25 protein-coding genes are annotated in these 21,835 nt (G+C 62.5%); 14 read left to right on the top strand and 11 right to left on the bottom strand.

Annotated features, from left to right (window positions below; all coding sequences use genetic code 11):
- Window positions 1–168: 168 nt before the first annotated feature.
- From fliF to sra, 14 genes are all read left to right on the top strand, one after another.
- The gene (gene fliF, locus ACMGGK_RS08815; RefSeq protein WP_049299132.1) at window positions 169–1,863 is read left to right on the top strand and encodes a flagellar basal-body MS-ring/collar protein FliF; all 1,695 of its coding nucleotides are present in this window, start codon (window positions 169–171) and stop codon (window positions 1,861–1,863) included.
- The gene (fliG, locus tag ACMGGK_RS08810) at window positions 1,860–2,852 is read left to right on the top strand and encodes a flagellar motor switch protein FliG (protein WP_004934775.1); all 993 of its coding nucleotides are present in this window, start codon (window positions 1,860–1,862) and stop codon (window positions 2,850–2,852) included. Before fliF ends, fliG begins: the two co-directional genes overlap by 4 nt.
- Window positions 2,845–3,549 (top strand): flagellar assembly protein FliH, encoded by a 705-nt coding sequence (gene fliH / locus ACMGGK_RS08805; RefSeq protein ID WP_016927310.1) that lies wholly within the window; start codon window positions 2,845–2,847, stop codon window positions 3,547–3,549. The genes fliG and fliH overlap by 8 nt, the downstream gene beginning before the upstream one ends.
- Window positions 3,549–4,910 carry a flagellar protein export ATPase FliI gene (fliI, locus tag ACMGGK_RS08800; RefSeq protein WP_004934781.1) on the top strand — a complete coding sequence of 454 codons (1,362 nt, stop codon included), beginning with the start codon at window positions 3,549–3,551 and terminating at the stop codon, window positions 4,908–4,910. Before fliH ends, fliI begins: the two co-directional genes overlap by 1 nt.
- Window positions 4,911–4,931: 21 nt before the next feature.
- The gene (gene fliJ, locus ACMGGK_RS08795) at window positions 4,932–5,378 is read left to right on the top strand and encodes a flagellar export protein FliJ (RefSeq protein WP_016927309.1); all 447 of its coding nucleotides are present in this window, start codon (window positions 4,932–4,934) and stop codon (window positions 5,376–5,378) included.
- The gene (locus ACMGGK_RS08790; RefSeq protein ID WP_016927308.1) at window positions 5,375–6,604 is read left to right on the top strand and encodes a flagellar hook-length control protein FliK; all 1,230 of its coding nucleotides are present in this window, start codon (window positions 5,375–5,377) and stop codon (window positions 6,602–6,604) included. Before fliJ ends, ACMGGK_RS08790 begins: the two co-directional genes overlap by 4 nt.
- Window positions 6,605–6,769: 165 nt before the next feature.
- Window positions 6,770–7,255: a flagellar basal body-associated protein FliL gene (gene fliL / locus ACMGGK_RS08785; protein WP_016927307.1), complete on the top strand. Its 486-nt coding sequence runs from the start codon at window positions 6,770–6,772 to the stop codon at window positions 7,253–7,255.
- Between the two features lie 5 nt (window positions 7,256–7,260).
- Entirely contained in the window at window positions 7,261–8,265 is a 1,005-nt protein-coding gene (fliM, locus tag ACMGGK_RS08780; protein ID WP_004934798.1) for a flagellar motor switch protein FliM, read from the top strand.
- The gene (gene fliN / locus ACMGGK_RS08775; protein ID WP_004934799.1) at window positions 8,258–8,674 is read left to right on the top strand and encodes a flagellar motor switch protein FliN; all 417 of its coding nucleotides are present in this window, start codon (window positions 8,258–8,260) and stop codon (window positions 8,672–8,674) included. Before fliM ends, fliN begins: the two co-directional genes overlap by 8 nt.
- On the top strand, window positions 8,674–9,078 hold the full coding sequence (fliO, locus tag ACMGGK_RS08770) for a flagellar biosynthetic protein FliO (RefSeq protein WP_049299130.1): 405 nt from the start codon (window positions 8,674–8,676) through the stop codon (window positions 9,076–9,078). The genes fliN and fliO overlap by 1 nt, the downstream gene beginning before the upstream one ends.
- Window positions 9,075–9,836, top strand: coding sequence for a flagellar type III secretion system pore protein FliP (gene fliP, locus ACMGGK_RS08765; RefSeq protein ID WP_004934802.1), 762 nt, complete (start codon window positions 9,075–9,077; stop codon window positions 9,834–9,836). The genes fliO and fliP overlap by 4 nt, the downstream gene beginning before the upstream one ends.
- Window positions 9,837–9,857: 21 nt before the next feature.
- Entirely contained in the window at window positions 9,858–10,127 is a 270-nt protein-coding gene (gene fliQ, locus ACMGGK_RS08760) for a flagellar biosynthesis protein FliQ (protein WP_004934803.1), read from the top strand.
- Between the two features lie 2 nt (window positions 10,128–10,129).
- A complete protein-coding gene (fliR, locus tag ACMGGK_RS08755; RefSeq protein ID WP_033640028.1) occupies window positions 10,130–10,912 on the top strand; it encodes a flagellar biosynthetic protein FliR in 783 nt (260 codons plus the stop codon).
- A 352-nt stretch (window positions 10,913–11,264) separates the two neighbouring features.
- Window positions 11,265–11,399, top strand: a complete 135-nt coding sequence (gene sra, locus ACMGGK_RS08750; protein WP_087763075.1) for a stationary-phase-induced ribosome-associated protein — start codon at window positions 11,265–11,267, stop codon at window positions 11,397–11,399.
- Window positions 11,400–11,671: 272 nt separating this feature from the next.
- Here the strand turns inward: sra and flgL are convergent, their stop codons facing one another.
- The 11 genes from flgL to flgB all read right to left on the bottom strand — a co-directional run bounded on the left by flgL (window position 11,672) and on the right by flgB (window position 21,827).
- Complete coding sequence (flgL, locus tag ACMGGK_RS08745; protein ID WP_016927302.1) at window positions 11,672–12,631, bottom strand: flagellar hook-associated protein FlgL; 960 nt, start codon at window positions 12,629–12,631, stop codon at window positions 11,672–11,674.
- A gap of 59 nt (window positions 12,632–12,690) precedes the next feature.
- Window positions 12,691–14,340, bottom strand: coding sequence for a flagellar hook-associated protein FlgK (gene flgK, locus ACMGGK_RS08740; RefSeq protein ID WP_016927301.1), 1,650 nt, complete (start codon window positions 14,338–14,340; stop codon window positions 12,691–12,693).
- 286 nt (window positions 14,341–14,626) lie between these two features.
- A complete protein-coding gene (gene flgJ / locus ACMGGK_RS08735; RefSeq protein ID WP_049299127.1) occupies window positions 14,627–15,571 on the bottom strand; it encodes a flagellar assembly peptidoglycan hydrolase FlgJ in 945 nt (314 codons plus the stop codon).
- Window positions 15,571–16,671: a flagellar basal body P-ring protein FlgI gene (locus tag ACMGGK_RS08730; protein WP_004934816.1), complete on the bottom strand. Its 1,101-nt coding sequence runs from the start codon at window positions 16,669–16,671 to the stop codon at window positions 15,571–15,573. Before ACMGGK_RS08730 ends, flgJ begins: the two co-directional genes overlap by 1 nt.
- A 10-nt stretch (window positions 16,672–16,681) precedes the next feature.
- Entirely contained in the window at window positions 16,682–17,383 is a 702-nt protein-coding gene (gene flgH / locus ACMGGK_RS08725) for a flagellar basal body L-ring protein FlgH (protein WP_004934817.1), read from the bottom strand.
- An 83-nt stretch (window positions 17,384–17,466) separates the two neighbouring features.
- The gene (gene flgG, locus ACMGGK_RS08720) at window positions 17,467–18,249 is read right to left on the bottom strand and encodes a flagellar basal-body rod protein FlgG (RefSeq protein WP_004934819.1); all 783 of its coding nucleotides are present in this window, start codon (window positions 18,247–18,249) and stop codon (window positions 17,467–17,469) included.
- Window positions 18,250–18,267: 18 nt separating this feature from the next.
- Window positions 18,268–19,023 carry a flagellar basal body rod protein FlgF gene (locus ACMGGK_RS08715; protein ID WP_049240622.1) on the bottom strand — a complete coding sequence of 252 codons (756 nt, stop codon included), beginning with the start codon at window positions 19,021–19,023 and terminating at the stop codon, window positions 18,268–18,270.
- Window positions 19,024–19,035: 12 nt separating this feature from the next.
- Window positions 19,036–20,259, bottom strand: a complete 1,224-nt coding sequence (gene flgE, locus ACMGGK_RS08710; protein WP_143778241.1) for a flagellar hook protein FlgE — start codon at window positions 20,257–20,259, stop codon at window positions 19,036–19,038.
- 54 nt (window positions 20,260–20,313) lie between these two features.
- Window positions 20,314–20,991 (bottom strand): flagellar hook assembly protein FlgD, encoded by a 678-nt coding sequence (gene flgD / locus ACMGGK_RS08705; RefSeq protein ID WP_016927297.1) that lies wholly within the window; start codon window positions 20,989–20,991, stop codon window positions 20,314–20,316.
- A 12-nt stretch (window positions 20,992–21,003) separates the two neighbouring features.
- Window positions 21,004–21,408, bottom strand: a complete 405-nt coding sequence (flgC, locus tag ACMGGK_RS08700; protein WP_004934826.1) for a flagellar basal body rod protein FlgC — start codon at window positions 21,406–21,408, stop codon at window positions 21,004–21,006.
- Between the two features lie 5 nt (window positions 21,409–21,413).
- Window positions 21,414–21,827: a flagellar basal body rod protein FlgB gene (flgB, locus tag ACMGGK_RS08695; protein ID WP_015378256.1), complete on the bottom strand. Its 414-nt coding sequence runs from the start codon at window positions 21,825–21,827 to the stop codon at window positions 21,414–21,416.
- Window positions 21,828–21,835: the final 8 nt, after the last annotated feature.

Genomic DNA, 21,835 nt, shown 5'->3' with positions numbered 1-21,835 from the left:
AGGCGAATAATGGCCTGCCCAGAAATGGGAGCGCCGCTATTTAGAAGATATGTGTATCAGGGAGTCTGTTTTGTCACACAACGCTAACCATACCGTTCATCAGCCTGGCAGGGAGCTGCTCAGCGGCCCGTACGGGATCGTGAGCGCCATTGAAGGACGAGACCTAAAATGAGTGCTTCGATAACCGCCGGCGAAAGCCGCGACAACGGCCTGCAAGCCATCTGGAACCGTCTGCGCGCCAACCCGAAAATTCCGTTGCTGGTCGCCGCTTCCGCCGCGATCGCGATCGTCGTCGCGCTGCTGTTGTGGGTGAAAAGCCCCGACTACCGCGTGCTGTACAGCAATCTGAACGACCGCGACGGCGGCGCCATCGTCACCCAACTGACGCAGATGAACATCCCTTACCGCTTTGCCGAGAATGGCGCGGCGCTGCTGATCCCGGCGGAAAAGGTGCATGAAACCCGTCTGCGTCTGGCGCAGCAAGGGCTGCCGAAAGGCGGCGCCGTCGGCTTCGAACTGCTGGACCAAGAAAAATTCGGCATCAGCCAGTTCAGCGAGCAGATTAACTATCAGCGCGCCCTCGAGGGCGAGCTGTCGCGCACCATCGAATCGCTGGGGCCGGTGCAAAACGCCCGCGTTCACTTGGCGCTGCCTAAACCTTCGCTGTTCGTGCGCGAACAGAAATCCCCTTCCGCCTCGGTAACGCTCACCCTGCAACCCGGCCGTGCGCTGGACGACGGCCAGATCAACGCCATCGTTTATATGGTGTCGAGCAGCGTCGCCGGCCTGCCGCCGGGCAACGTGACCGTGGTCGATCAGGCCGGCCGCCTGCTGACCCAGTCCGACGGCACCGGGCGCGATCTCAACGCTTCGCAGCTGAAATACGCCAACGAAGTGGAAAACGGTTTCCAGCGCCGCATCGAAGCGATCCTCGCTCCGGTGGTCGGCAGCGCCAACGTGCGTGCGCAGGTCACAGCGCAGATCGACTTCGCCACGCGCGAGCAAACCGATGAACAATACCAGCCGAACCAGCAGCCGGACAAAGCCGCTATCCGCTCCCAGCAAACCAGCCTGAGCGAACAGATCGGCGGGCCGCAGGTGGGTGGCGTGCCAGGCGCGCTGTCCAACCAACCGAGCGCGCCGGCCACCGCGCCGATTGAAACCGCCAAGCCCGCGGCAGGCAACAATGCCAACGCCACCGCGCAAAACGCCGCAACCACCCGCAGCGCGGCGGCCAGCGGCGTGCCGCAAAATACCCGACGCGACGCGACCACCAACTACGAGCTCGATCGCACCATCCGCCATACCCAGCACAAAGCCGGCACCGTGCAGCGTCTGTCGGTCGCCGTGGTGGTCAACTACCTGGACACCGGTAAAGACGGCAAACCGCAGCCGATGGGCAAAGAGCAGTTGGCGCAGATCGAAGCGCTAGTGCGTGAAGCGATGGGCTACTCCAGCAGCCGTGGCGATACCCTGAACGTGGTCAATACGCCGTTTACCGACACTCAGGTGACCGGTGGCGAACTGCCGTTCTGGCAAAGCCAGTCGTTTATCGATCGCCTGATCGACGCGGGCCGCTATCTGCTGGTGCTGCTGGTGGCCTGGCTGCTGTGGCGCAAACTGGTGCGGCCGCAGCTGCAACAGCGCCAGGCTGCGCAACAGGCCGCCATCGCCGCCGCCAACGCCCCTGCCGCCAAAGCGGTCGACAGCAACAAACCGAGCAACGAGGAGCTGGCGCAGCGTCGCAAATCGCAGCAGCGCGTCAGCGCAGAAGTCCAGAGCCAGCGGATCCGCGATCTGGCTGACAAAGACCCGCGCGTGGTCGCTCTGGTAATCCGCCAATGGATGAGTAACGAGATATGAGCCTGACCGGAACCGACAAAAGCGCCATCTTGCTGATGACGCTGGGTGAAGATCGCGCGGCGGAGGTGTTCAAACACCTCTCCTCGCGCGAAGTACAGCTGCTGAGCGGCACCATGGCCGGCATGAGCCAGGTTTCACACAAACAGCTCGGCGAAATACTGACCGAGTTTGAAGACGACGCCGAGCAATACGCGGCGCTGAGCGTCAACGCCAGCGACTACCTGCGCTCGGTGCTGGTCAAGGCGCTGGGCGAAGAGCGCGCCGCCAGCCTGCTGGAAGACATTCTCGAATCGCGCGAGACCACCACCGGCATGGAAACGCTCAACTTTATGGAGCCGCAGAGCGCCGCCGATCTGATCCGCGACGAACACCCGCAGATCATCGCCACTATTTTGGTGCACCTCAAACGCGGCCAGGCGGCGGACATCCTGGCCCTGTTCGACGAGCGCCTGCGCAACGACGTGATGCTGCGTATCGCCACCTTCGGCGGCGTGCAGCCGGCGGCGTTGGCAGAGCTGACCGAAGTGCTGAACAACCTGCTCGACGGCCAGAACCTCAAGCGCAGCAAAATGGGCGGGGTGCGCACCGCCGCCGAGATCATCAACCTGATGAAAACCCAGCAGGAAGAAGCGGTCATCGACGCGATGCGCGAATACGACGGCGAGCTGGCGCAGAAGATCATCGACGAGATGTTCCTGTTCGAAAACCTGGTGGAAGTCGACGATCGCAGCATCCAGCGCCTGCTGCAGGAAGTGGAAGGCGAGTCGCTGCTGATCGCGTTGAAAGGCGCCGAACAGCCGCTGCGCGAGAAGTTCCTCAAGAACATGTCGCAACGCGCCGCCGACATCCTGCGCGACGATCTGGCCAACCGTGGGCCGGTGCGCATGTCGCAGGTGGAGAACGAGCAGAAAGCCATCCTGTTGGTGGTAAGACGCCTGGCGGAAACCGGCGAAATGATCATCGGCGGCGGCGAGGACACCTATGTCTGATCGCATTAACACCCTGCCCTGGCAGCCCTGGTCGCTCAACGATTTGGGCGAACAGAAACCGGCGTTCGAACTGCCGCCGCTGCCGGATCTCGAACAAAGCGATCCGTCGCCGGACGCGCAGGCCGAATTGCAGCAGCAGTTGGCGACGCTGCGGCTGCAGGCCGAGCAACAGGGCCAGCAGTTGGGCTATGCCGACGGCCAGCAAAAAGGCTATGAAGCCGGTTTTCAGTCCGGTCTGGAAGAAGGCCGTCAGCAAGGGCTGCTGGAAGCGCAGCAGCAGCAACAGCCGCTGACCGCCCACTGGCAGCAGTTGGTTACCGAATTCCAGCACACGCTGGACGCGCTCGACAGCGTGATCGCTTCGCGGCTGATGCAACTGGCGTTGACCGCCGCCAAACAGGTGCTGGGCCAGCCGCCGGTGTGCGACGGCACCGCCCTGCTCGCGCAGATCCAACAGCTGATTCAACAGGAGCCGATGTTCAACGGCAAGCCGCAGCTGCGGGTCCACCCGGACGACTATCCACGCGTCGAGCAGCAGTTGGGGGTTACCCTCAGCCTGCACGGCTGGCGCCTGTTGGCGGACGGCGAACTGCATCCGGGCGGCTGCAAGGTCAGCGCCGAGGAAGGCGATCTCGACGCCAGCCTGGCGACGCGCTGGCATGAACTGTGCCGCCTGGCGGCACCGGGAGAAGTCTGATGACCGCGCGTCTCGGCCGCTGGCTGAGTTCTCTGGATACGCTGGAAAAACGCATCGCCCGCGCGCCGACGGTGCGCCGCTACGGTCGCCTGACCCGCGCCACCGGGTTGGTGCTGGAGGCTACCGGCCTGCAGCTGCCGCTCGGGGCGACCTGCCTCATCGAACGGCACGACGCCGGTGAGGTGCAGGAAGTGGAAAGCGAAGTGGTCGGCTTCAACGGCCAACGGCTGTTCCTGATGCCGCTGGAAGAAGTCGAAGGCATCGTGCCGGGCGCGCGGGTTTACGCCCGCATCGCGCCGGAAGGCCAAAGCGCCGGCAAACAGCTGCCGCTCGGCCCGGCGCTGCTGGGGCGCGTGCTGGACGGCAGCGCCAAACCGCTCGACGGCCTGCCTTCGCCGGAAACCGGTTACCGCGCGCCGCTGATCACCGCGCCGTTCAACCCCTTGCAGCGCACGCCGATCGAGCAGGTGCTGGACGTGGGGGTGCGCACCATCAACGGTCTGCTGACCGTCGGTCGCGGCCAGCGCATGGGCCTGTTCGCCGGCTCCGGCGTCGGCAAGAGCGTGTTGCTCGGCATGATGGCCCGTTATACCCAGGCGGATGTGATCGTCGTTGGCCTGATCGGCGAGCGCGGCCGCGAGGTCAAAGACTTTATCGAGAACATTCTCGGCGCCGAAGGCCGGGCGCGCTCGGTGGTGATCGCTGCGCCGGCGGACGTGTCGCCGCTGCTGCGCATGCAGGGGGCGGCCTACGCCACCCGCATCGCCGAAGATTTCCGCGATCGCGGGCAGCACGTGTTGCTGATCATGGACTCCCTTACCCGCTACGCCATGGCGCAGCGTGAGATCGCCCTGGCCATCGGCGAACCGCCGGCGACCAAAGGCTATCCGCCTTCAGTCTTCGCCAAGCTGCCTGCGCTGGTGGAACGCGCGGGCAACGGCATCAGCGGCGGCGGCTCCATCACCGCCTTCTACACCGTGTTGACCGAAGGGGACGATCAGCAAGATCCGATCGCCGACTCGGCGCGCGCCATCCTCGACGGCCACGTGGTGCTGTCGCGGCGGCTGGCGGAGGCCGGCCACTACCCGGCGATCGACATCGAAGCGTCAATCAGCCGCGCCATGACATCGCTGATCGACGAAGAGCATTACCGCCGGGTACGCACCTTCAAGCAGATGCTGGCCAGCTATCAGCGCAACCGCGATCTGATCAGCGTCGGCGCCTACGCGGCGGGCAGCGATCCGTTGCTGGACAAAGCGATGACGCTGTACCCGCAGATGGAAGCGTACCTGCAACAGGGCATCTTTGAACGCAGCGGCTACGATGAAGCCTGTCAACAGCTGCAGCAGTTGATTGTTTAACGTCACCAGAGGCGCACAGCGATGAAATCACAATCCCCCCTGATTACCCTGCGCGATCTGGCGCAGGATGCGGTGGAACAGGCCGCGCAACAGCTTGGCCAGGTGCGGCAGGCGCAGCAGGCGGCGGAGCAACAGCTGTCGATGCTGCTCAACTATCAGGACGAATATCGCCAGAAGCTGAATCATACGCTTTGCGACGGCATGGACAGCTCTCGCTGGCAAAACTACCAGCAGTTTATCGGCACGCTGGAACAGGCCATCGACCAGCACCGCCAGCAGCTGCTGCAGTGGGGGCAGAAAGTGGATCATGCGGTGAAGCAATGGCAAGACAAACAACAGCGGCTGAATGCTTTCGAGACTCTGCATACCCGCGCCATAAATGCGGAGCAGCAGCAGGAGAATAAACGGGATCAAAAACTGATGGATGAGTTCGCTCAACGCAGTGCACAAAGGAATATCAACCCATGAATCTGAACGCCCTGCCCGGCCTGGCCTTACCCGGCGATGCCGGCGGTCTGGCCGAACTGACGTCGGCGCTGGATGAGAGCCAGCTGTCATCCGCTTTCGCCCAACTGCTCGGCGCACGTTTCGCGCCCGCCGCCGACGGCAAACAGCCGCCGGTCGCGCTGAGCGCGGACGATGAACGCGCCCCGGCCCTGAGCCGCAATCAGCTCAATCAACTGCTGGCCACCTTCGGCGAGCGCGGCGGCCTGCTGCCGGGTCTGGCAACCCCAGCCGACGCGCTTTCACCTGAAGGCGCCGAGAGCGAAACGCTCGTGGCCGGCGATAAACCGGCGCAGCCGCCGATCGCCGCCGCCAAAGAGCTGGATGCCGCGACGCTGCAGGCGCTGTATGCCATGCTGCCGGCCGCGATCGTCGCCCAGCCTCAGCCAGCCGATGGCCAACGGCCGCTGCCGGTGGAAAACGCTGACGATGCGGCCGCGCTGCAGACCGGCAATGGCCTGCTGAACATTGCGGCGGCCGGTGATAACACCGCCGCGCGTTCATCGGCATCCCCTGCTCCGACAGGAACAGGCACGAAAACGCCTGCAGCCGATGGCGATAATGCCACGGCGGCGCTCCCGCAATCGACCAGCGGCGAGCGCGCAAGTGCCGCACAGCCGCTGCCGGCGGGCGATACCCAGCAGCAGCCGACGCTCAATCACGCCGTCGCCCTGGCCGCCGCCAGCCCAACGCAAACGGCCGCCCCGGCCGGCTCACTAGTGACGGCGCCGCCTACGCCGCAGTTAAACGCGCAGTTGGGTAGCCCGGAATGGCAGCAGGCGTTGAACCAACAGGTGCTGATGTTCCATCGCAACGGCCAGCAAAGCGCCGAGCTGCGTCTGCATCCGCAGGAGCTGGGCGCCTTGCAGATCACGTTGAAACTGGACGATCAGCAGGCGCAACTGCACATCGCCTCCGCTCACGGCCAGGTGCGCGCGGCGGTGGAAGCGGCGATGCCGCAGCTGCGCCACGCGCTGGCGGAGAGCGGCATCAACCTGGGGCAGAGCAGCGTGGGCGGCGAGTCCACGCCACAATGGCAACAGGCGCAGCAGCAGGCCTCCAACAGCCAGGGGCGTTCCAGCTATGCTGAACACCCTGGCGATGAGGCTGCGGCCGCCGATGGCGTCAGCGCGCCGATGGCGCTGCAGCGCATGGCCAGCGCGGTCAACGGCGTCGATATTTTCGCCTGAGCCGCCGCAAACGCCCAAGCTGGCACCCATTTGCGCGTCTATTCAGGCTATTGCACGCCGCGATAGACGCGATAATACCTTTACATGTCATGCGTGCGGCTTTGCCGCGCGCCATGCCCGCCGCCTCGCCGGCCGCGGGTGGAACAACAGGAATTAGATTTGGCTATGTCTCAGAACACCCTTCCGGCAGCACCGAAACGCTCCCTTCTGGTCATCCTGCTGGTGTTGATCAGCGTCGTCGCCTGTGGCGCCGCGGGCTACAGCTGGTGGCTGCTGCAACAGCATAAAAACGGCGCCGAACCGGCCGCCGCCAAACAGCAACCGCCGGCCGCGCCGGTGTTCATGCCGCTCGACACCTTTACCGTCAACCTGGTGACGCCGGACAACAACCCGGATCGCGTGCTGTACATCGGCCTCACGCTGCGTCTGCCGGACGAAAGTACCCGCCGTCAGCTGAACGATTTTCTGCCGGAAGTGCGCAGCCGCTTGCTGATGCTGCTCTCCCGCCAGGAAGCGAGCCAGTTGGCCAATGAACAAGGGAAGCAACAGCTGGTGGCGCAGATTAAGGACGTGCTCAGCCCGCCGCTGGTTAAGGGACAACCGAAGCAGGTGGTCAGCGACGTGCTGTTCACCGCCTTCATACTGCGGTAATCACTATGGGCGATAGCATTCTTTCACAGGCAGAGATCGACGCCTTGCTCAACGGCGACAGCGCGGGTGATGAACCCGAGGCGGTGGTCGGCAAAGAGAGCGAGGTCAAGCCTTACGATCCGAACACCCAGCGCCGCGTGGTGCGCGAGCGTCTGCACGCGCTGGAAATCATCAACGAACGTTTTGCCCGGCAGTTCCGCATGGGGTTGTTCAACCTGCTGCGCCGCAGCCCGGACATTACCGTCGGCCCGATCAAAATCCAGCCGTATCACGAGTTCGCCCGCAACCTGCCGGTGCCGACCAACCTGAACCTGGTGCATCTGAATCCGCTGCGCGGCACTGCCCTGTTCGTGTTCGCGCCGAGTCTGGTGTTCATCGCCGTCGACAACCTGTTCGGCGGCGACGGCCGCTTCCCGACTAAGGTCGAAGGCCGCGAATTCACTCCGACCGAACAGCGGGTGATCAAACGCATGCTGCGCCTGGCGCTGGACGCCTATGGCGACGCCTGGAGCGCCATCTACAAAATCGACGTGGAATACGTGCGCGCCGAAATGCAGGTGAAGTTCACCAACATCACCACCTCGCCGAACGACATCGTGGTCACCACGCCGTTCCAGGTGGAGATCGGCGCGCTGACCGGCGAGTTCAACATCTGCATTCCGTTCGCGATGATCGAACCGCTGCGCGAGCTGTTGACCAACCCGCCGCTGGAAAACTCGCGGCAGGAAGACAGCCACTGGCGCGAAACCCTGGTGAAGCAGGTGCAGCATTCCGAACTGGAACTGATCGCCAACTTCGTCGATATCCCGATGCGGCTGTCGAAAGTTCTGAAGCTGCAACCGGGCGATGTATTACCGATAGACAAGCCGGAACGCCTGATCGCCCATGTGGACGGCGTACCGGTTCTGACCAGCCAATACGGCACGTTGAACGGGCAATACGCCCTGCGTGTTGAACATTTGATTAACCCTATTTTGAATGCTCTGAGTGAGGAACAGCCCAATGAGTGATCCTAAGCAACCGTCTGGCGAAGGAAAGGAATCCGTAGACGATCTGTGGGCTGATGCGTTTAACGAGCAGCAGTCTTCAGAGAAATCCGGCGCGAGCACCGAAGGGGTGTTCAAGTCGCTGGAAGCTCAGGATGCGCTCGGCAGCCTGCAGGATATCGACCTGATCCTGGATATTCCGGTCAAGCTGACCGTGGAACTGGGGCGCACCAAGATGACCATCAAAGAGCTGCTGCGCCTGTCGCAAGGCTCGGTGGTGGCGCTGGACGGCCTGGCCGGCGAACCGCTGGATATCCTGATCAACGGTTACCTGATCGCGCAAGGTGAAGTGGTGGTGGTGGCCGACAAGTTCGGCGTGCGCATCACCGACATCATCACCCCCTCCGAACGCATGCGTCGACTGAGCCGCTGATGACCGCCGCGGCGCCCGTTACCGTCCAAAGCACCCAACCCCCCGCCGCGCCGGCCTTGCCGGCCGGTTCGGTGTTGATGCAGGTCAGCAGCGCGCTCGGCGGCATTCTGCTGCTGATCCTGCTGGCCGGTTGGCTGTTCCGTCGGCTGGGTTTCGCCCCGCAGGCGCGCAACAACAAACTGCTCAACCTGCGCGCCAGTTGCCAGGTCGGGCAGCGCGAACGCGTGGTGGTGGTGGAAGTCGACGACACCTTGCTGGTATTGGGCGTCACCGCCCAGCAGATCACCCCGCTGCACACCCTGCCCGCCCCGCCGAAAGACGAGGGCGCGGCCGACGCGGCGACACCGGCGGACTTCCGTCAACTGATGCAAAAAGTTATGAAACGCCCGGAAAAATCGGCATGACCTCGACTCTTCATACCCTCGTCCGCCGCCCGGCGGTTTGGCTCCCCGCCGCCCTGCTGCTGATCAGCCCGGCGGCTTTTGCACAACTGCCGGGGCTGATCAGCCAACCGCTGGCCAATGGCGGCCAAAGCTGGTCGCTGCCGGTGCAGACGCTGGTGCTGTTGACTTCACTGACCTTCCTGCCGGCCATGCTGCTGATGATGACCAGCTTCACCCGCATCATCATCGTGCTCGGCCTGCTGCGCAACGCGCTGGGCACGCCTTCGGCGCCGCCGAACCAGGTGATGCTGGGGCTGGCGCTGTTCCTGACCTTCTTCATCATGTCGCCGGTGTTCGACAAGGTTTATCAGGACGCCTATCTGCCGTTCAGCCAGGACAAGATCGGGCTGGAGGTCGCACTGGATAAAGGCGCGCAGCCGCTGCGCGAATTCATGCTGCGGCAAACGCGCGAAACCGACCTGGCGCTGTACGCCAGACTGGCCAATCAGCCGCCGCTGGCCGGCCCGGAAGCGGTGCCGATGCGCATCCTGCTGCCCGCCTACGTCACCAGTGAACTGAAAACCGCCTTCCAGATCGGCTTTACGGTGTTTATTCCGTTCTTGATCATCGACCTGGTGGTCGCCAGCGTGCTGATGGCGCTGGGGATGATGATGGTGCCGCCGGCCACTATCTCGCTGCCGTTCAAGCTGATGCTGTTCGTGCTGGTCGATGGCTGGCAGCTGCTGCTCGGCTCGCTGGCGCAGAGCTTCTATTCGTAACCCCTGACCGGAGAAAGCGAGATGACACCTGAATCGGTTATGGCGCTCGGCACCGAGGCGATGAAAGTCGCGCTGGCGCTGGCCGCCCCGCTGCTGCTGGCGGCGCTGATCAGCGGCCTGGTCGTCAGCCTGCTGCAGGCCGCCACCCAGATCAACGAAATGACGCTGTCGTTCATCCCTAAAATTCTGGCGGTGGTGGCCACCATCATCATCGCCGGCCCCTGGATGTTGAACCTGCTGCTGGACTACATGCGCACCCTGTTCAGCAACCTGCCAACCCTGATCGGCTGACCGTGCTCGCCTTCGACAGCGCCCAACTCACCGTTTGGCTCAGCCACTATTTTTGGCCGCTGCTGCGCATTCTGGCGCTGATCGGCACCGCGCCGATATTCAGCGAAAAGCAGATCAGCAAAAAGGTCAAAATCGGCCTTGGCGGGCTGATCGTCATCCTGATCGCGCCGACGCTGCCCGCCAGCAATATCCCGATCTTCTCCGCCGCCGGCCTGTGGCTGGCGATCCAACAGATTCTGATCGGCGTGGCGCTGGGATTGACCATGCAGTTCGCCTTCGCGGCGGTGCGCCTGGCGGGCGAAGTGATCGGCATGCAGATGGGCCTGTCGTTCGCCACCTTCTTCGATCCCAGCGGCGGCCCGAACATGCCGGTGCTGGCGCGCCTGCTCAACCTGCTGGCGATGCTGCTGTTCCTCAGCTTTGACGGCCATCTGTGGCTGATTTCGCTGCTGGCGGACAGCTTCCACACCCTGCCTGTCCAAACGCAGCCGCTGAACGGCAACGGCTTCCTGGTGCTGACTCAGGTCGGCTCGCTGATCTTCATCAACGGCATGATGCTGGCGCTGCCGCTGATCTGCCTGCTGCTGACGCTCAACATGGCGCTCGGCCTGCTCAACCGCATGACGCCGCAGCTGTCGGTCTTCGTGATCGGCTTCCCGGTCACCATGACCTTCGGCATCATGACGCTGGGCATGATGATGCCGATGCTGGCGCCGTTCTGCGAACACCTGTTCGGCGAAGTGTTCGATCGATTGGCGGCGGTGATCGGCGGCATGACCTTCTGAATCCGGCGGCCCCTTCCTTCCCCCTCTTCCGCCTAAGACAAAATGGCAATAAAAACGCTTTCTTGGGACAAAAGCCTGAGAAACGGCTTTTATCCGGATTAAGGTTCAAATGTCTCCGGCGGCTTGAATAAATAAAACCCCGACCTAGAATAGACCCGGCAACAGAAATATCGCTTGTACCACGCTAGCCATCAGCGGCGATAAAAACGTTGACTCCCAAGTGAAAATAAAAAATAACGCAGTCACGCAGGGTTAAATGCGCGACAGATAACTTACACCCTGAATAAATGCGTCCGGCGCCCGCCGGCTGCAGGGCGCAGCATCGACCTTTGCTAACCACAGGAGCGAATTCATGATTAAAGCGAAAAGCAACCGAAAAGCACGCCGGTTATTCGGTTTGACCCACTGGAAAAGCAACAAGTTTAGAGTTTCGTTTACCGAGACGGCCGACGGCGGAAAATGGAAAGTGGAGAAGAAAAAGAAATAGCAGCGCTATTTATCGTCAGGGAAATAATATCTATCGCGATTTTTCCGCCACTGATTTCAATAATGCCGTTACGCATTAAACAGGGGTGACAATCTTATTATTACTTTCCTGATGAAAAAAAGGCGCGTCACTCAGTCAGTAGTGGGAGAACGAGTAACGCGCCAAACGAGTGCGCCCGGTTTCAAGAAGCCTCCCTCCCCGCGGGGCGGAGAAGGCGTTTTCTAAGCGCACTAAAGGGAAACCCGTCGCGGTCAGGCAACGGGGTATTGCTCTTAACGATTCATCTGGAACAGCGACATGCCCTGCATATCGCTGAAGGTTTTATACGACGCCTGCAGCGCCGCCTGCTGCATGAAATAAGACGAGATAGACTCGGCCAGGTCGGCATCCGTCAACGCGCTCATCTGGATCTGGTTGGTCATGTCACGCTCTTTACCGATGCTGTCCAGCTGATCCATCTCCTGCAGCTGGCTGCCCAGCTCGGCGCGCACGCTCAGCACGTTGTTGTAAGAGTTGTCCAGGCCGCGGTTGGCTTTCGCCAGCGCATCGTTCACCTGCTGCTTGGTGGCCTCGTCGGCGCCCTGCAGCGGGGTTTTCAGCGCGTTCAGCGCGATATCGATGCTCTCGAATACGTTGCTGACCGGCGCGCTGCCGTCCGGCTCGGGCTTAGGGTTGCTGGTCAACGACATGAACACCGCGTTGCCGGTATGGCCGATGGTCATGGTGCGGTTGGCGTCCACTTTCTGCTGAACCGTCTTGTCGCCGCCCTGATAGCTGACGGTGCCGCCGTTATCGACGAACGGCGCCTTGTCGTTCACATACCCGCCGAACATATAGCGGCCGTTGCCGTCGGTGCTGTTGGCCTGATTCAGCAGCTGATCTTTCAGCCCCTGCAGCTGGGTGGCCAGCGACTGGCGATCGTTATCGCTTTCGGTGCCGCCGGCGTTGACGATCAGCGCCTTCATGTCCGCGATGGTGGAGGTCGCGCCGGCCAATACCGTTTCTTCCATCGACACGTTCTGACGAGCGAAGGTGCGCGCCAGCGTGTACTGGCTGTTTTCCGCCTGCGATTGCGACAACATCACCGCGCGCGACGCCGCCAGCGGATCGTCGGACGGGTTGATCACCCGCTTGCCCGAAGAAAGCTGCTCGGCCGCCTTCATGAACAGCGACTGGTTGCCCGTGATGCCGTTCATGTTCTGTTGGTACATCATGCTGGTGCTCATGCGCATGCTGTGGGTTCCTTACTCTGAGCGACCGGCGCCGTTATCGGCGCCGATTAACAATGAAATCAACGAATATTCAGCAGCGCGTCGAACAGCGAGCTGGCGGTCTGAATCACCTGCGCGTTGGCCATGTAGTACTGCTGGAAACGCAGCAGCTCGCCATACTCTTCGTCAAGGTTGACGCCGGACATCGACTGCTGTTGCGCGCCCAGTTGCGTGACGATCTTGGCCTGCGACGTGGCGATGGCCTTGGCGGCAGCGGTCTGGTTGCCGACGCCGCTGACGATGCCGGCGTAAGCGCCGCTCAGGGTCGCCTTGCCGTCCACCAGGTTTTTGGTCTGCAGATCCAGCAGCTTCTTGGCGTTTTCGTTATCGCCGCGCCCGCTGTCGTCTTTACCGGCGGCGGCGATCTTGGACGAATCGGTGATGGCCACTTTCAGGTTGCCCGCCACGTCGCTGACCGGCTTCACGGTGAAGCTGTCTTTGGCTTGCGCATTGCCGTCGATGCTCACTTCCAACCCGTCGAAGTTCAGCGTCGGTTTGCCGTCAGCGCTGGTGCCCGGCGTCGCGTTGACTTTCACGTTGTCCGGCAGGCGGCTGACCTGCCAGTTGCTGCCGTCGAACTCGACGCGATAATCGTTGGCTTTCACCTTGCCGGTATCGGTGTAAGCGACCGACAGCGACGCGTCGCCGGTGTTGCGGGTGTTATCCACCACCCGGCCGCCGCTGAAGCTGAAGAAGTCGCCGCCCGCATCGCCGTTCAGATCGAAGCCGGCGCGATGCTGTTGGTTAAAGCTGTCCGCCATCGCCAGCGCCAACTGGCCCAGTTGATTGCGCACGCCGTCCAGCGTTTCGCTGCGGAATTTCAGCACGCCGCTCAGCGTGCCGCTGGTGATCTGGCCTTCCGGCACTTCGCTGGCGCCGTTGCCGCGGTTATAGCCGATGGTCAGACGGGAAGGATCGCTGCTGGAAGGCACGGCTTCCACCTGATAGGTGTTGCTGCCCTGCACCAACGTCAAGCCGTTGGCGAAGGAGACGGTATAAGCGTCGCCGTCCTGCTGCGTGACCTGTACGCCCACCAGCTGGTTCAATTCTGTGACCAGCTGATCGCGCTGATCCAGCAACGCATTCGGCTCGCCGGCGGCGCTGCCGCGCAAACGGGTGATCTCGTCGTTCAGCTTGGCGATCTGTTGGCCGTAGCTGTTGATCTGCTGCGCCGTATCGCTGATCTGTTGATTAACGCCGTTATCCATATCGCGCAGGAATTTATCGGTGTTGTTGAACTGGTTCACCAGGCCGTTAGCCTTGCCCAGCACCGTCTGGCGCGCGGCGTCGTCACCGGCGTTGCTCACCAGGTTCTGCAGGTTGGTGAAGAAGTCCTGCATGTTGGTCGACAGCGGGTTGGTCTTGCTCGCCAACAGGTTGTCGATCTGTGAAATCTTCTCGTAATAGGCGTTTTGCGCCCCGAACGCGCTTTGTGCGCCGCGCAGCTGGTTGGTGATGAACTGGTTGTATTCGCGGTTGACGCTGGTGACGGTCACGCCGTTGCCGATAAAGCCGCTCATGGTGGCCATGCCGCCATTCTGCGCCAGGATCGCGGTCTGGCGGTTGTAGCCCGCCACGTTGTAGTTGGAGATGTTGTTGCTGACGGTACTGAGCGCCACCTGAGCCGCATTCAGCCCGCTCATCGCGGTATTGATTAAGCTATTGGACATCGGAATTCCTTATGCTGCGGCGCCGGTGGCCCACAGGGTTCTTAATTGAGCTGCTGAGCCTGTTCGCTCAGCCTGTTTCGGTTATCGGCAAAAATGAGAAGAACTTGAGGAAAAAAAGCGGCAATGCGGTCAGCATCCAGCGAGCCTCCATTACCGCCTATCCCCTAAATAATTGGCGCCGCAGCAAGACGACAAGCAAGGGAGCCCCCGGGAGCTTGATTAAGCCAAGTGACCGGGGCGAGCTTGTGCAATCAACGCCGCTGCAGCGTCAAGAATGACGGGGGATTTAGAACAAATCGTTCAGATCGTGGGTATAGGCTTTCACCGCCTGCTCCCCCGCGTTCTTCATCTGCTGAATCACGCTGACCAGTTTGCTGGCGTACTGCGGGTCGGTGGCGTACCCGGCGCGTTGCAGCGCATGCGCCGCCTGCTCCGGGCTGCGCGCAGCGGCCACATCGGCGTAGCGCGGGTTGTTGGTCAACAGCTTGACGTAATCGGCGATCGCTTCCACATAGGAACCGTAGACGCGGAACTTCGCCTTCACCTTCTTCGCCGCACCCTGTTCGAACTCGGTGGTGGTGATCTCCGTCACCGGTCCGCTCCAGCTGCCGCCGGCCTTGATGCCGAACAGGTTGTAGCTCGGCGTGCCGTCTGATGTCGGGATCTCGCGCTGCCCCCAACCGGACTCCAGCGCCGCCTGCGCGACGATCAGCTGATGCGGAATGCCGCTCTGCTGGCTGGCGACCTTCGCCGGTATCGACAGGCGAGCGACGAAGTTGCCGTTGTTGAGCGACAGCGGCGCGGCGGCCGGCGGGGCCTTCGGCATCGCCCGGCGCACCATTTGCTCCAGCGCCTGGTTCGGCAGCGTTTGCAGCACCTCGTTGTCCAGCGCCATCGGCGACAGGCCCGCCGTTTCGCTCGGCACCGCGTTGGCGTTGCTCATCTGCTTGACCATCATGTCGGCCAGCCCCAGCCCTTTTTGCGACATCTGCTGGGCGATTTGCTGGTCGTACATCGAGGTATACAGCCGCGTTTGGTCGCTGCTCAACACCCCGTCCTGCGGCAAGGCGGAACGCATGCTTTTCAGCATCATCTGCACGAACATGCCTTCTACCTGCTGCGCCACCTGCTTGAGGTTGCCCTGCGGGTCGGCCGCCGCGTCGCGCTTCAGGCCGTTCAGCGCCTGGGCGTCATAGGCCGCGCCCGACATCGCCATCAGATCGCCGGCCATCAGATGATTTCCAGCTTGGCGCGCAGGCAGCCGGCGCTCTGCATCGCCTGCAAGATCGACATCAGATCGATCGGCGTGGCGCCCAGCGCGTTCAGCGCCCGGATCACGTTGTTCAGGTTGGCGCTGGCGTTCACTTTCTGCAGCGATCCGCCCTGCTGTTGCACCGAGATCTGGGTGTTAGGCGTCACCACCGTCTGGCCGCCGCCGAACGGCGTCGTCGGTTGGCTGACGGTGTTCTGCCGATCGACCACCACCGACAGATTGCCCTGGGCGACGGCGCAAGAATCGAGGATCACATCGCGGTTCATCACCACCGACCCGGTGCGCGAGTTGATGATCACTTTGGCGTCCATCGCCCCGACGTTGACGGTGATGTTTTGAATCTCCGCCAGGAAGCGCACCTGAGAGCTGTTGCCCTGCGGCACCAGCACCTGGATCGTGCGGGCGTCGAGCGGCGTCGCGGTGCCGCCGCCGCGTTGGCGGTTGATGGCGTCGCTGATCTGCTGCGCCAGCGTGAAATCCTCGTCGTTCAGCTGAAGGTTGAGAACGCCGCCGCTGCCGAAGGTGGTCGGCAGCTCGCGCTCGATGGTGGCGCCGTTGCTGATGCGCCCGCCCGCCAGCTGGTTGACCTGCACGCTGCTGCCGCCGGCCGCCGCGCCCGCGCCGCCGACCAGCACGTTGCCCTGCGCCAGGGCATAGACCTGATTATCCACGCCTTTGAGCGGCGTCATCAGCAAAGTGCCGCCGCGCAGGCTCTTGGCGTTGCCCATCGAAGAAACCACCACGTCGATATTCTGCCCGGCGCGTGAGAACGGCGGCAGTTTGGCGGTCACCATCACCGCCGCCACGTTTTTCAGCTGCATGTTGGTGCCCGGCGGCACGGTGATGCCCAGCTGCGACAGCATGTTGCTCAAGCTTTGGGTGGTGAACGGCGTCTGCATGGTCTGGTCGCCGGAGCCGTCCAGCCCCACCACCAGGCCGTAGCCGATCAGGGCGTTGTCTCGCACGCCCTGCACCGTCACCAGATCGCGGATGCGCTCCGCCGCCGCCGGCAAGCACACCAGCCCGACGCACAGCGCGATAAACCATTTTTTCAGCATCAGTCAATCCTTAGAACGGTGAAACATTTAAGAAGAAGCGCTGCAGCCAGCCCATGGTCTGCGCTTCGTTGATATAGCCATTGCCGACGTATTCGATACGCGCGTCCGCCACCTGCGTCGAGGTCACCGAGTTGTTGCCGCTGATGGTGCGCGGGTTGACGACGCCGGAGAAGCGGATGAATTCGGTGCCCTGGTTGATGGCGATCTGCTTTTCCCCCACCACGTGCAGGTTGCCGTTGGCCAGCACCTGGTTGACCGTCACCGTGATGGTGCCGTTGAAGGTGTTGTTGGCGTTGGCGCCGCCCTTGCCGCCGAAGGTGCTGTCGCCGGAAATGTCCATATCGGCGCGCGCATTGCCCAACAGGCCGTCGAGGTAACGCGGCGAGGTGGCGACGCCGAACTTGCTGGCGCCGTTGCGGCTGGCATTGGCGGAGGAGCTTTTGCTGGCGCTGACGTTTTCCTGCAGCACGATGGTCAGGGTGTCGCCGACGTTGCGCGGCCGGCGGTCTTCGAACAGCGGCTGATAGCCGTAGTTCATCGGCTGCACCGTCTGGAAGATCGAGCCGTTCGGCATCGGCGCGCTGGCCGGCGCGGGTTGCGCCGTGGTCGCGCCGTCCACCAGCGGTTTGTGCGGAATATAAGCGCAGCCGCTCAGCGTCAGCATCACCATTCCCGCCAGCCAGCGTTGTCCCTGCCGCGGCAGGATTGCCATCGAATATGTGGTTACCACGGGTATCGCCTTTGTTTCACGAAAGAGAATGACGGGCGCGGCATGCCGGGCCCGTCAAGGACAGATTACAGTTGCGTCAGCTTTTGCAGCATCTGATCGGAGGTCGATACCGCTTTGCTGTTGATCTCATAAGCGCGCTGAGTCTGGATCATGTTGACCAGCTCTTCCGCCACGTTGACGTTGGAGGTTTCCACGTAGCCCTGATACAGCAGACCGGCGCCGTTCAGCCCCGGCGTGCTCTCGTTCGGCGCGCCCGAGCTTTCGGTTTCCTGATACAGATTCTCGCCCACGCTCTCCAGACCGCTGTCGTTGACAAAGGTCGTCAGCGTCAGTTGGCCCACCTGCTGGGCGGCGGTTTGCCCCTGCTGGGTGACGCTGACGATGCCATCGCGGCCGACGGTGATGGACAGCGCGTTCGCCGGAATGGTGATCGCCGGCTGCACCTGGAAACCGCTGGAGGTGACCAACTGGCCGTTCTGATCGATCTGGAACGACCCGTCGCGGGTGTAGGCCTGGGTGCCGTCCGGCAGCATCACCTGGAAGAAACCCTGCCCCTTGATGGCAACGTCTTTGCTGTTGTTGGTCTGCGACAGGTTGCCCTGGCTGTGCAGCCGCTCGGTCGCCACCGGACGCACGCCGGTGCCGATCTGCAGACCGGAAGGCAGCGTAGTCTGCTCGGAGGACTGCGCGCCCGGCTGACGCATGGTCTGGTACAGCAGATCTTCAAATACCGCACGCTGGCGCTTGAAGCCGTTGGTGCTGACGTTCGCCAGGTTGTTGGCGATCACGTCCATGTTGGTCTGCTGCGCGTCCAGACCGGTTTTGGCAATCCATAAGGATGGAATCATCGGTTATTTCCTTGCTGCTTAGCTCACTGAGAGCAGTGAGTTGGCACGCTGTTCGTTTTCATCCACGCTGTGGATGACCTTCATTTGCATTTCAAAACGGCGGGCGTTGGCGATCATGTCGACCATGGTCTCCATCGGCTTGACGTTGCTGCCTTCCAGCACCCCGGGCATCACCCGCACCTGCGGATCGTTTTGCAACTGATTGCCGCGCAGCTGTTGGGTTTCCGGCGTCAGGCGGAACAGCCCGTCGTCACCGCGCATCACTTCGCGCGCGTCGGCTTTCACCAGCTTCAGGCGGCCAATCTGCGCGATGGTGTTCGGCGGATCGCCGGCGTTCAGCGCCGAAATGGTGCCGTCGGCCGCGATGGTGATCTCCGCAGACGGCGGCACCTCGATCGGGCCGCCGTCGCCCATCAGCGGCATCCCCTGCACCGTCAACTGCCCGGTGGAGGAGATCTGAATGTTGCCGTTGCGGGTGTAAGCTTCACCGCCGCCCGGCAGACTCACCGCCAGGAAACCGTCCTGCTGCAGCGCCACGTCCAGCGGACGCGCCGTGTAGTTCAGCGCGCCCTGGCTCATGTCGGCGCCCGGCGTCGAGGCAGTCACCAAGGTGCGGGTCGCCATACTCGGCCCGTCGACCGGCACCGCGCGCAACGCGGCAAGCTGGGCGCGAAAGCCCGGCGTCGACGCGTTGGCCAGGTTGTTGGCGGTAATGGATTGCTGTTCCAGCGTTTGGCGCGCCGCGCCCATCGCGGTATAAATCGCGTGATCCATAACTCGGCCCTATCAGCGCAGGCTAACCAGCGTCTGCAGGATGGAGTCCTGCGTCTTGATGGTCTGGGCGTTGGACTGGTAGTTACGCTGCGCGACGATCATGTTCACCAGCTCCTGGCTCAGATCGACGTTGGAAGATTCCAGCGCGCCGCTGGTCAGCTTACCGAAGCCGCCACCGCCCGACAGACCGACGCGCGGCTGGCCGGACGCGCCGGTTTCCTGCCACACGTTATCACCCTGCGACGCCAGCCCTTCCGGGTTGGAGAAGTTGGCCATGACGATCTGGCCCAGCACCTGGGTCTGTTGGTTGGAGTAGATGCCCACCACCGTGCCGTCGTTGTTGATCTGGAAGTTGGTGTATTCGCCGGCGGCATAGCCGTCCTGCGCCACTTTGCTCACCGAGTCGCTGCCCACGTTCTGCTGCATGCTGCCGGCGAAGCTCAGGGTGAAGTTTTGCGCCGGCGCGCCGTCTTTGGCGGCCATCGGGATCACCATGCTGAACTCGCCCGGCGCGCCGTTGGTGCTGGTGGTTTTCACCAGGTTGCCGCTGGTGCTGAACTCCATGGTGCCGGCATCCACCGGAGCTGCGCTGCCGTCCTGGGTGTACACCTGCCACTTGTTGTCTTCTGTCTTGACGAAGTAGGCGTTGATATTGTGCGCGTTGCCCAGCGAGTCGTAAGCGGTGATGGTGTTGACGTAGTTGTAGCTGTCCTGCTTGGCCGGATCGAACTTATGATCATCCGGCACCTTATGGGTGGACTTCAGGTTGGCCACCATCTCGCCGGAGGTGGACGCCTTGGCGTTCATCATGCCTTCGGGAATGCTCAGCGGCACCGGGTTGGCGCCCTGCTGGATGGTCGGCGGGGAACCGGCCGCCGGGTAGCCGGTCAGCTGCAGGCCCTGCATGTTGGTCAGGTTGCGGTTCTCGTCCAGCTTGAACTGGCCATTGCGGGTATAGAAGATGCCGCCATCTTTATCCTGCATGCGGAAAAAGCCGTTGCCGTTGATGGCCACATCCAGCGCGCGGCTGGTGCCGGTGGTGGTGCCGCCCTTGAAGTTCTGGGTGATGCCGGACACTTTGACGCCCAGCCCGACCTGCGAACCGGCGAACATGTCGGCGAAGGAGACGCTGCCGGATTTGAAGCCCGCAGTCGCGGAGTTGGCGATGTTGTTACCGATCACGTCCAGGTTGGTTGCTGCCGCGTTCAAGCCGCTGACTGCCTGAGAAAAGGCCATGTTATTCTCCGAATAGTGGTCAGGCTATCGTCCGATTGAGCCTGATGCTTGGGGTTATAAGATCTGTCGCACGTCTTCCAGGGTGGCGTTGCCCGCCAGGCCGAGATCCAGCTTGGCGCCGTTGCCGTCGCGGATCACGCCGTTCACCAGCCCGAAGTGCAGGCTGCGCGCCACCAGTTGCTCGCCGTTGCCTTTGGCGTTAATCGCCACTTTGTAGGCGCCGTCGGGCGCGGTGGAGCCGTCATCCAGCGAGCCGTCCCAGGTGAAGGCGTGCACGCCGGCGGTCAGGCCGCCGATTTCAATGGTGCGCACCACCTGCCCGCTGGCGTTGGTGATGGTGGCGGTCACCTGATCGGCGGCGCGCTCCAGTTCCACGCCGAACGGCGTGGTGCTGACCTTGCCATCCTTGCTGCCGACCAGAATGTTGTTGCCTGGCACCATCACGCCATGACCGATCAGCGCGGTGGCTTGCAGCGACTGGTTGCTGTTGATCTGGCCGGAGATCGACCCCAGCGTGGTGTTAAGCTTTTCGATACCCTGAACGGTGTTGATCTGCGCCAGCTGCGACGTCAGCTCGTTGTTCTGCATCGGATTGGTCGGATCCTGGTTTTTCAACTGCGCCACCAGCAGCGTCAGGAAGCTGTTGTGCAGATCCTGGCTGTTGGTATTTTTGCTGTTGTTACCGATGACGGTGTTATCCAACGACTCGTTGGTGGTTGCGGCAATAGCCATGGGAAGCTCCGGTTACTGACCCAGCGTCAGGGTCTTCATCATCATCGACTTGGTGGTGTTGAGCACCTCGACGTTGGCCTGGTAGCTGCGGGAAGCAGAGATGGTGTTGACCATTTCCCCCACCACGTCGACGTTCGGCATGCGCACATACCCCTTGGCGTCCGCCAGCGGGTTGCCCGGCTGATACACCAGGCGCTCGGGCGCCGGATCGTCCACCACCTGGGCGACGCGCACGCCGCCGGTCGGTTGCCCCGGCGCCGCCGCGACCTGGAACACCACCTGCTTGGCGCGGTAAGGCTCGCCGTCCGGGCCGGTCACGCTGTCGGCGTTGGCCATGTTGCTGGCGCTGACGTTCATGCGCTGGGATTGCGCCGATAACGCCGAGCCGGAGATATCAAAAATATTCAGTAAAGACATGCGCCTTATCCTTGTTGCAGCACGGACATCATCCCTTTGATCTGCCCATTGAGCAGCGTCAGGTCGGTCTGATATTTCAGGCTGTTATCGGCAAAGTTGGTGCGTTCGCGATCCATGTCCACCGTGTTGCCGTCCATCGACGGCTGGTCCGGCACTCGGAACAGCAGATCGAGCTGTGGCGGCTGCAGGGTCTGCGCCGGGATGTGGCGCGCCGCCGTCAGGTTGAGCGCCATGCCGTTGCCGCTGACGCGCCCCTGCTCCAGCACCTTGTTCAATTGGCTGGCGAAATCGATATCCCGCGCCTGATAACCCGGCGTGTCTGCGTTGGCGATGTTGGCGGCCAGAATTTCCTGCCGCTGGGCGCGCAAGTTCAGCGCCTCTTGGCCAAAGCGCAGAGCCGCGTCCAGTTTGTCGAGCATGCTCCCTC

This window comes from Serratia sp. BNK-33-b (assembly GCF_048684565.1).
Lineage (GTDB): Bacteria > Pseudomonadota > Gammaproteobacteria > Enterobacterales > Enterobacteriaceae > Serratia > Serratia marcescens.
This window is presented reverse-complemented; position numbering and strand designations above follow the sequence as displayed.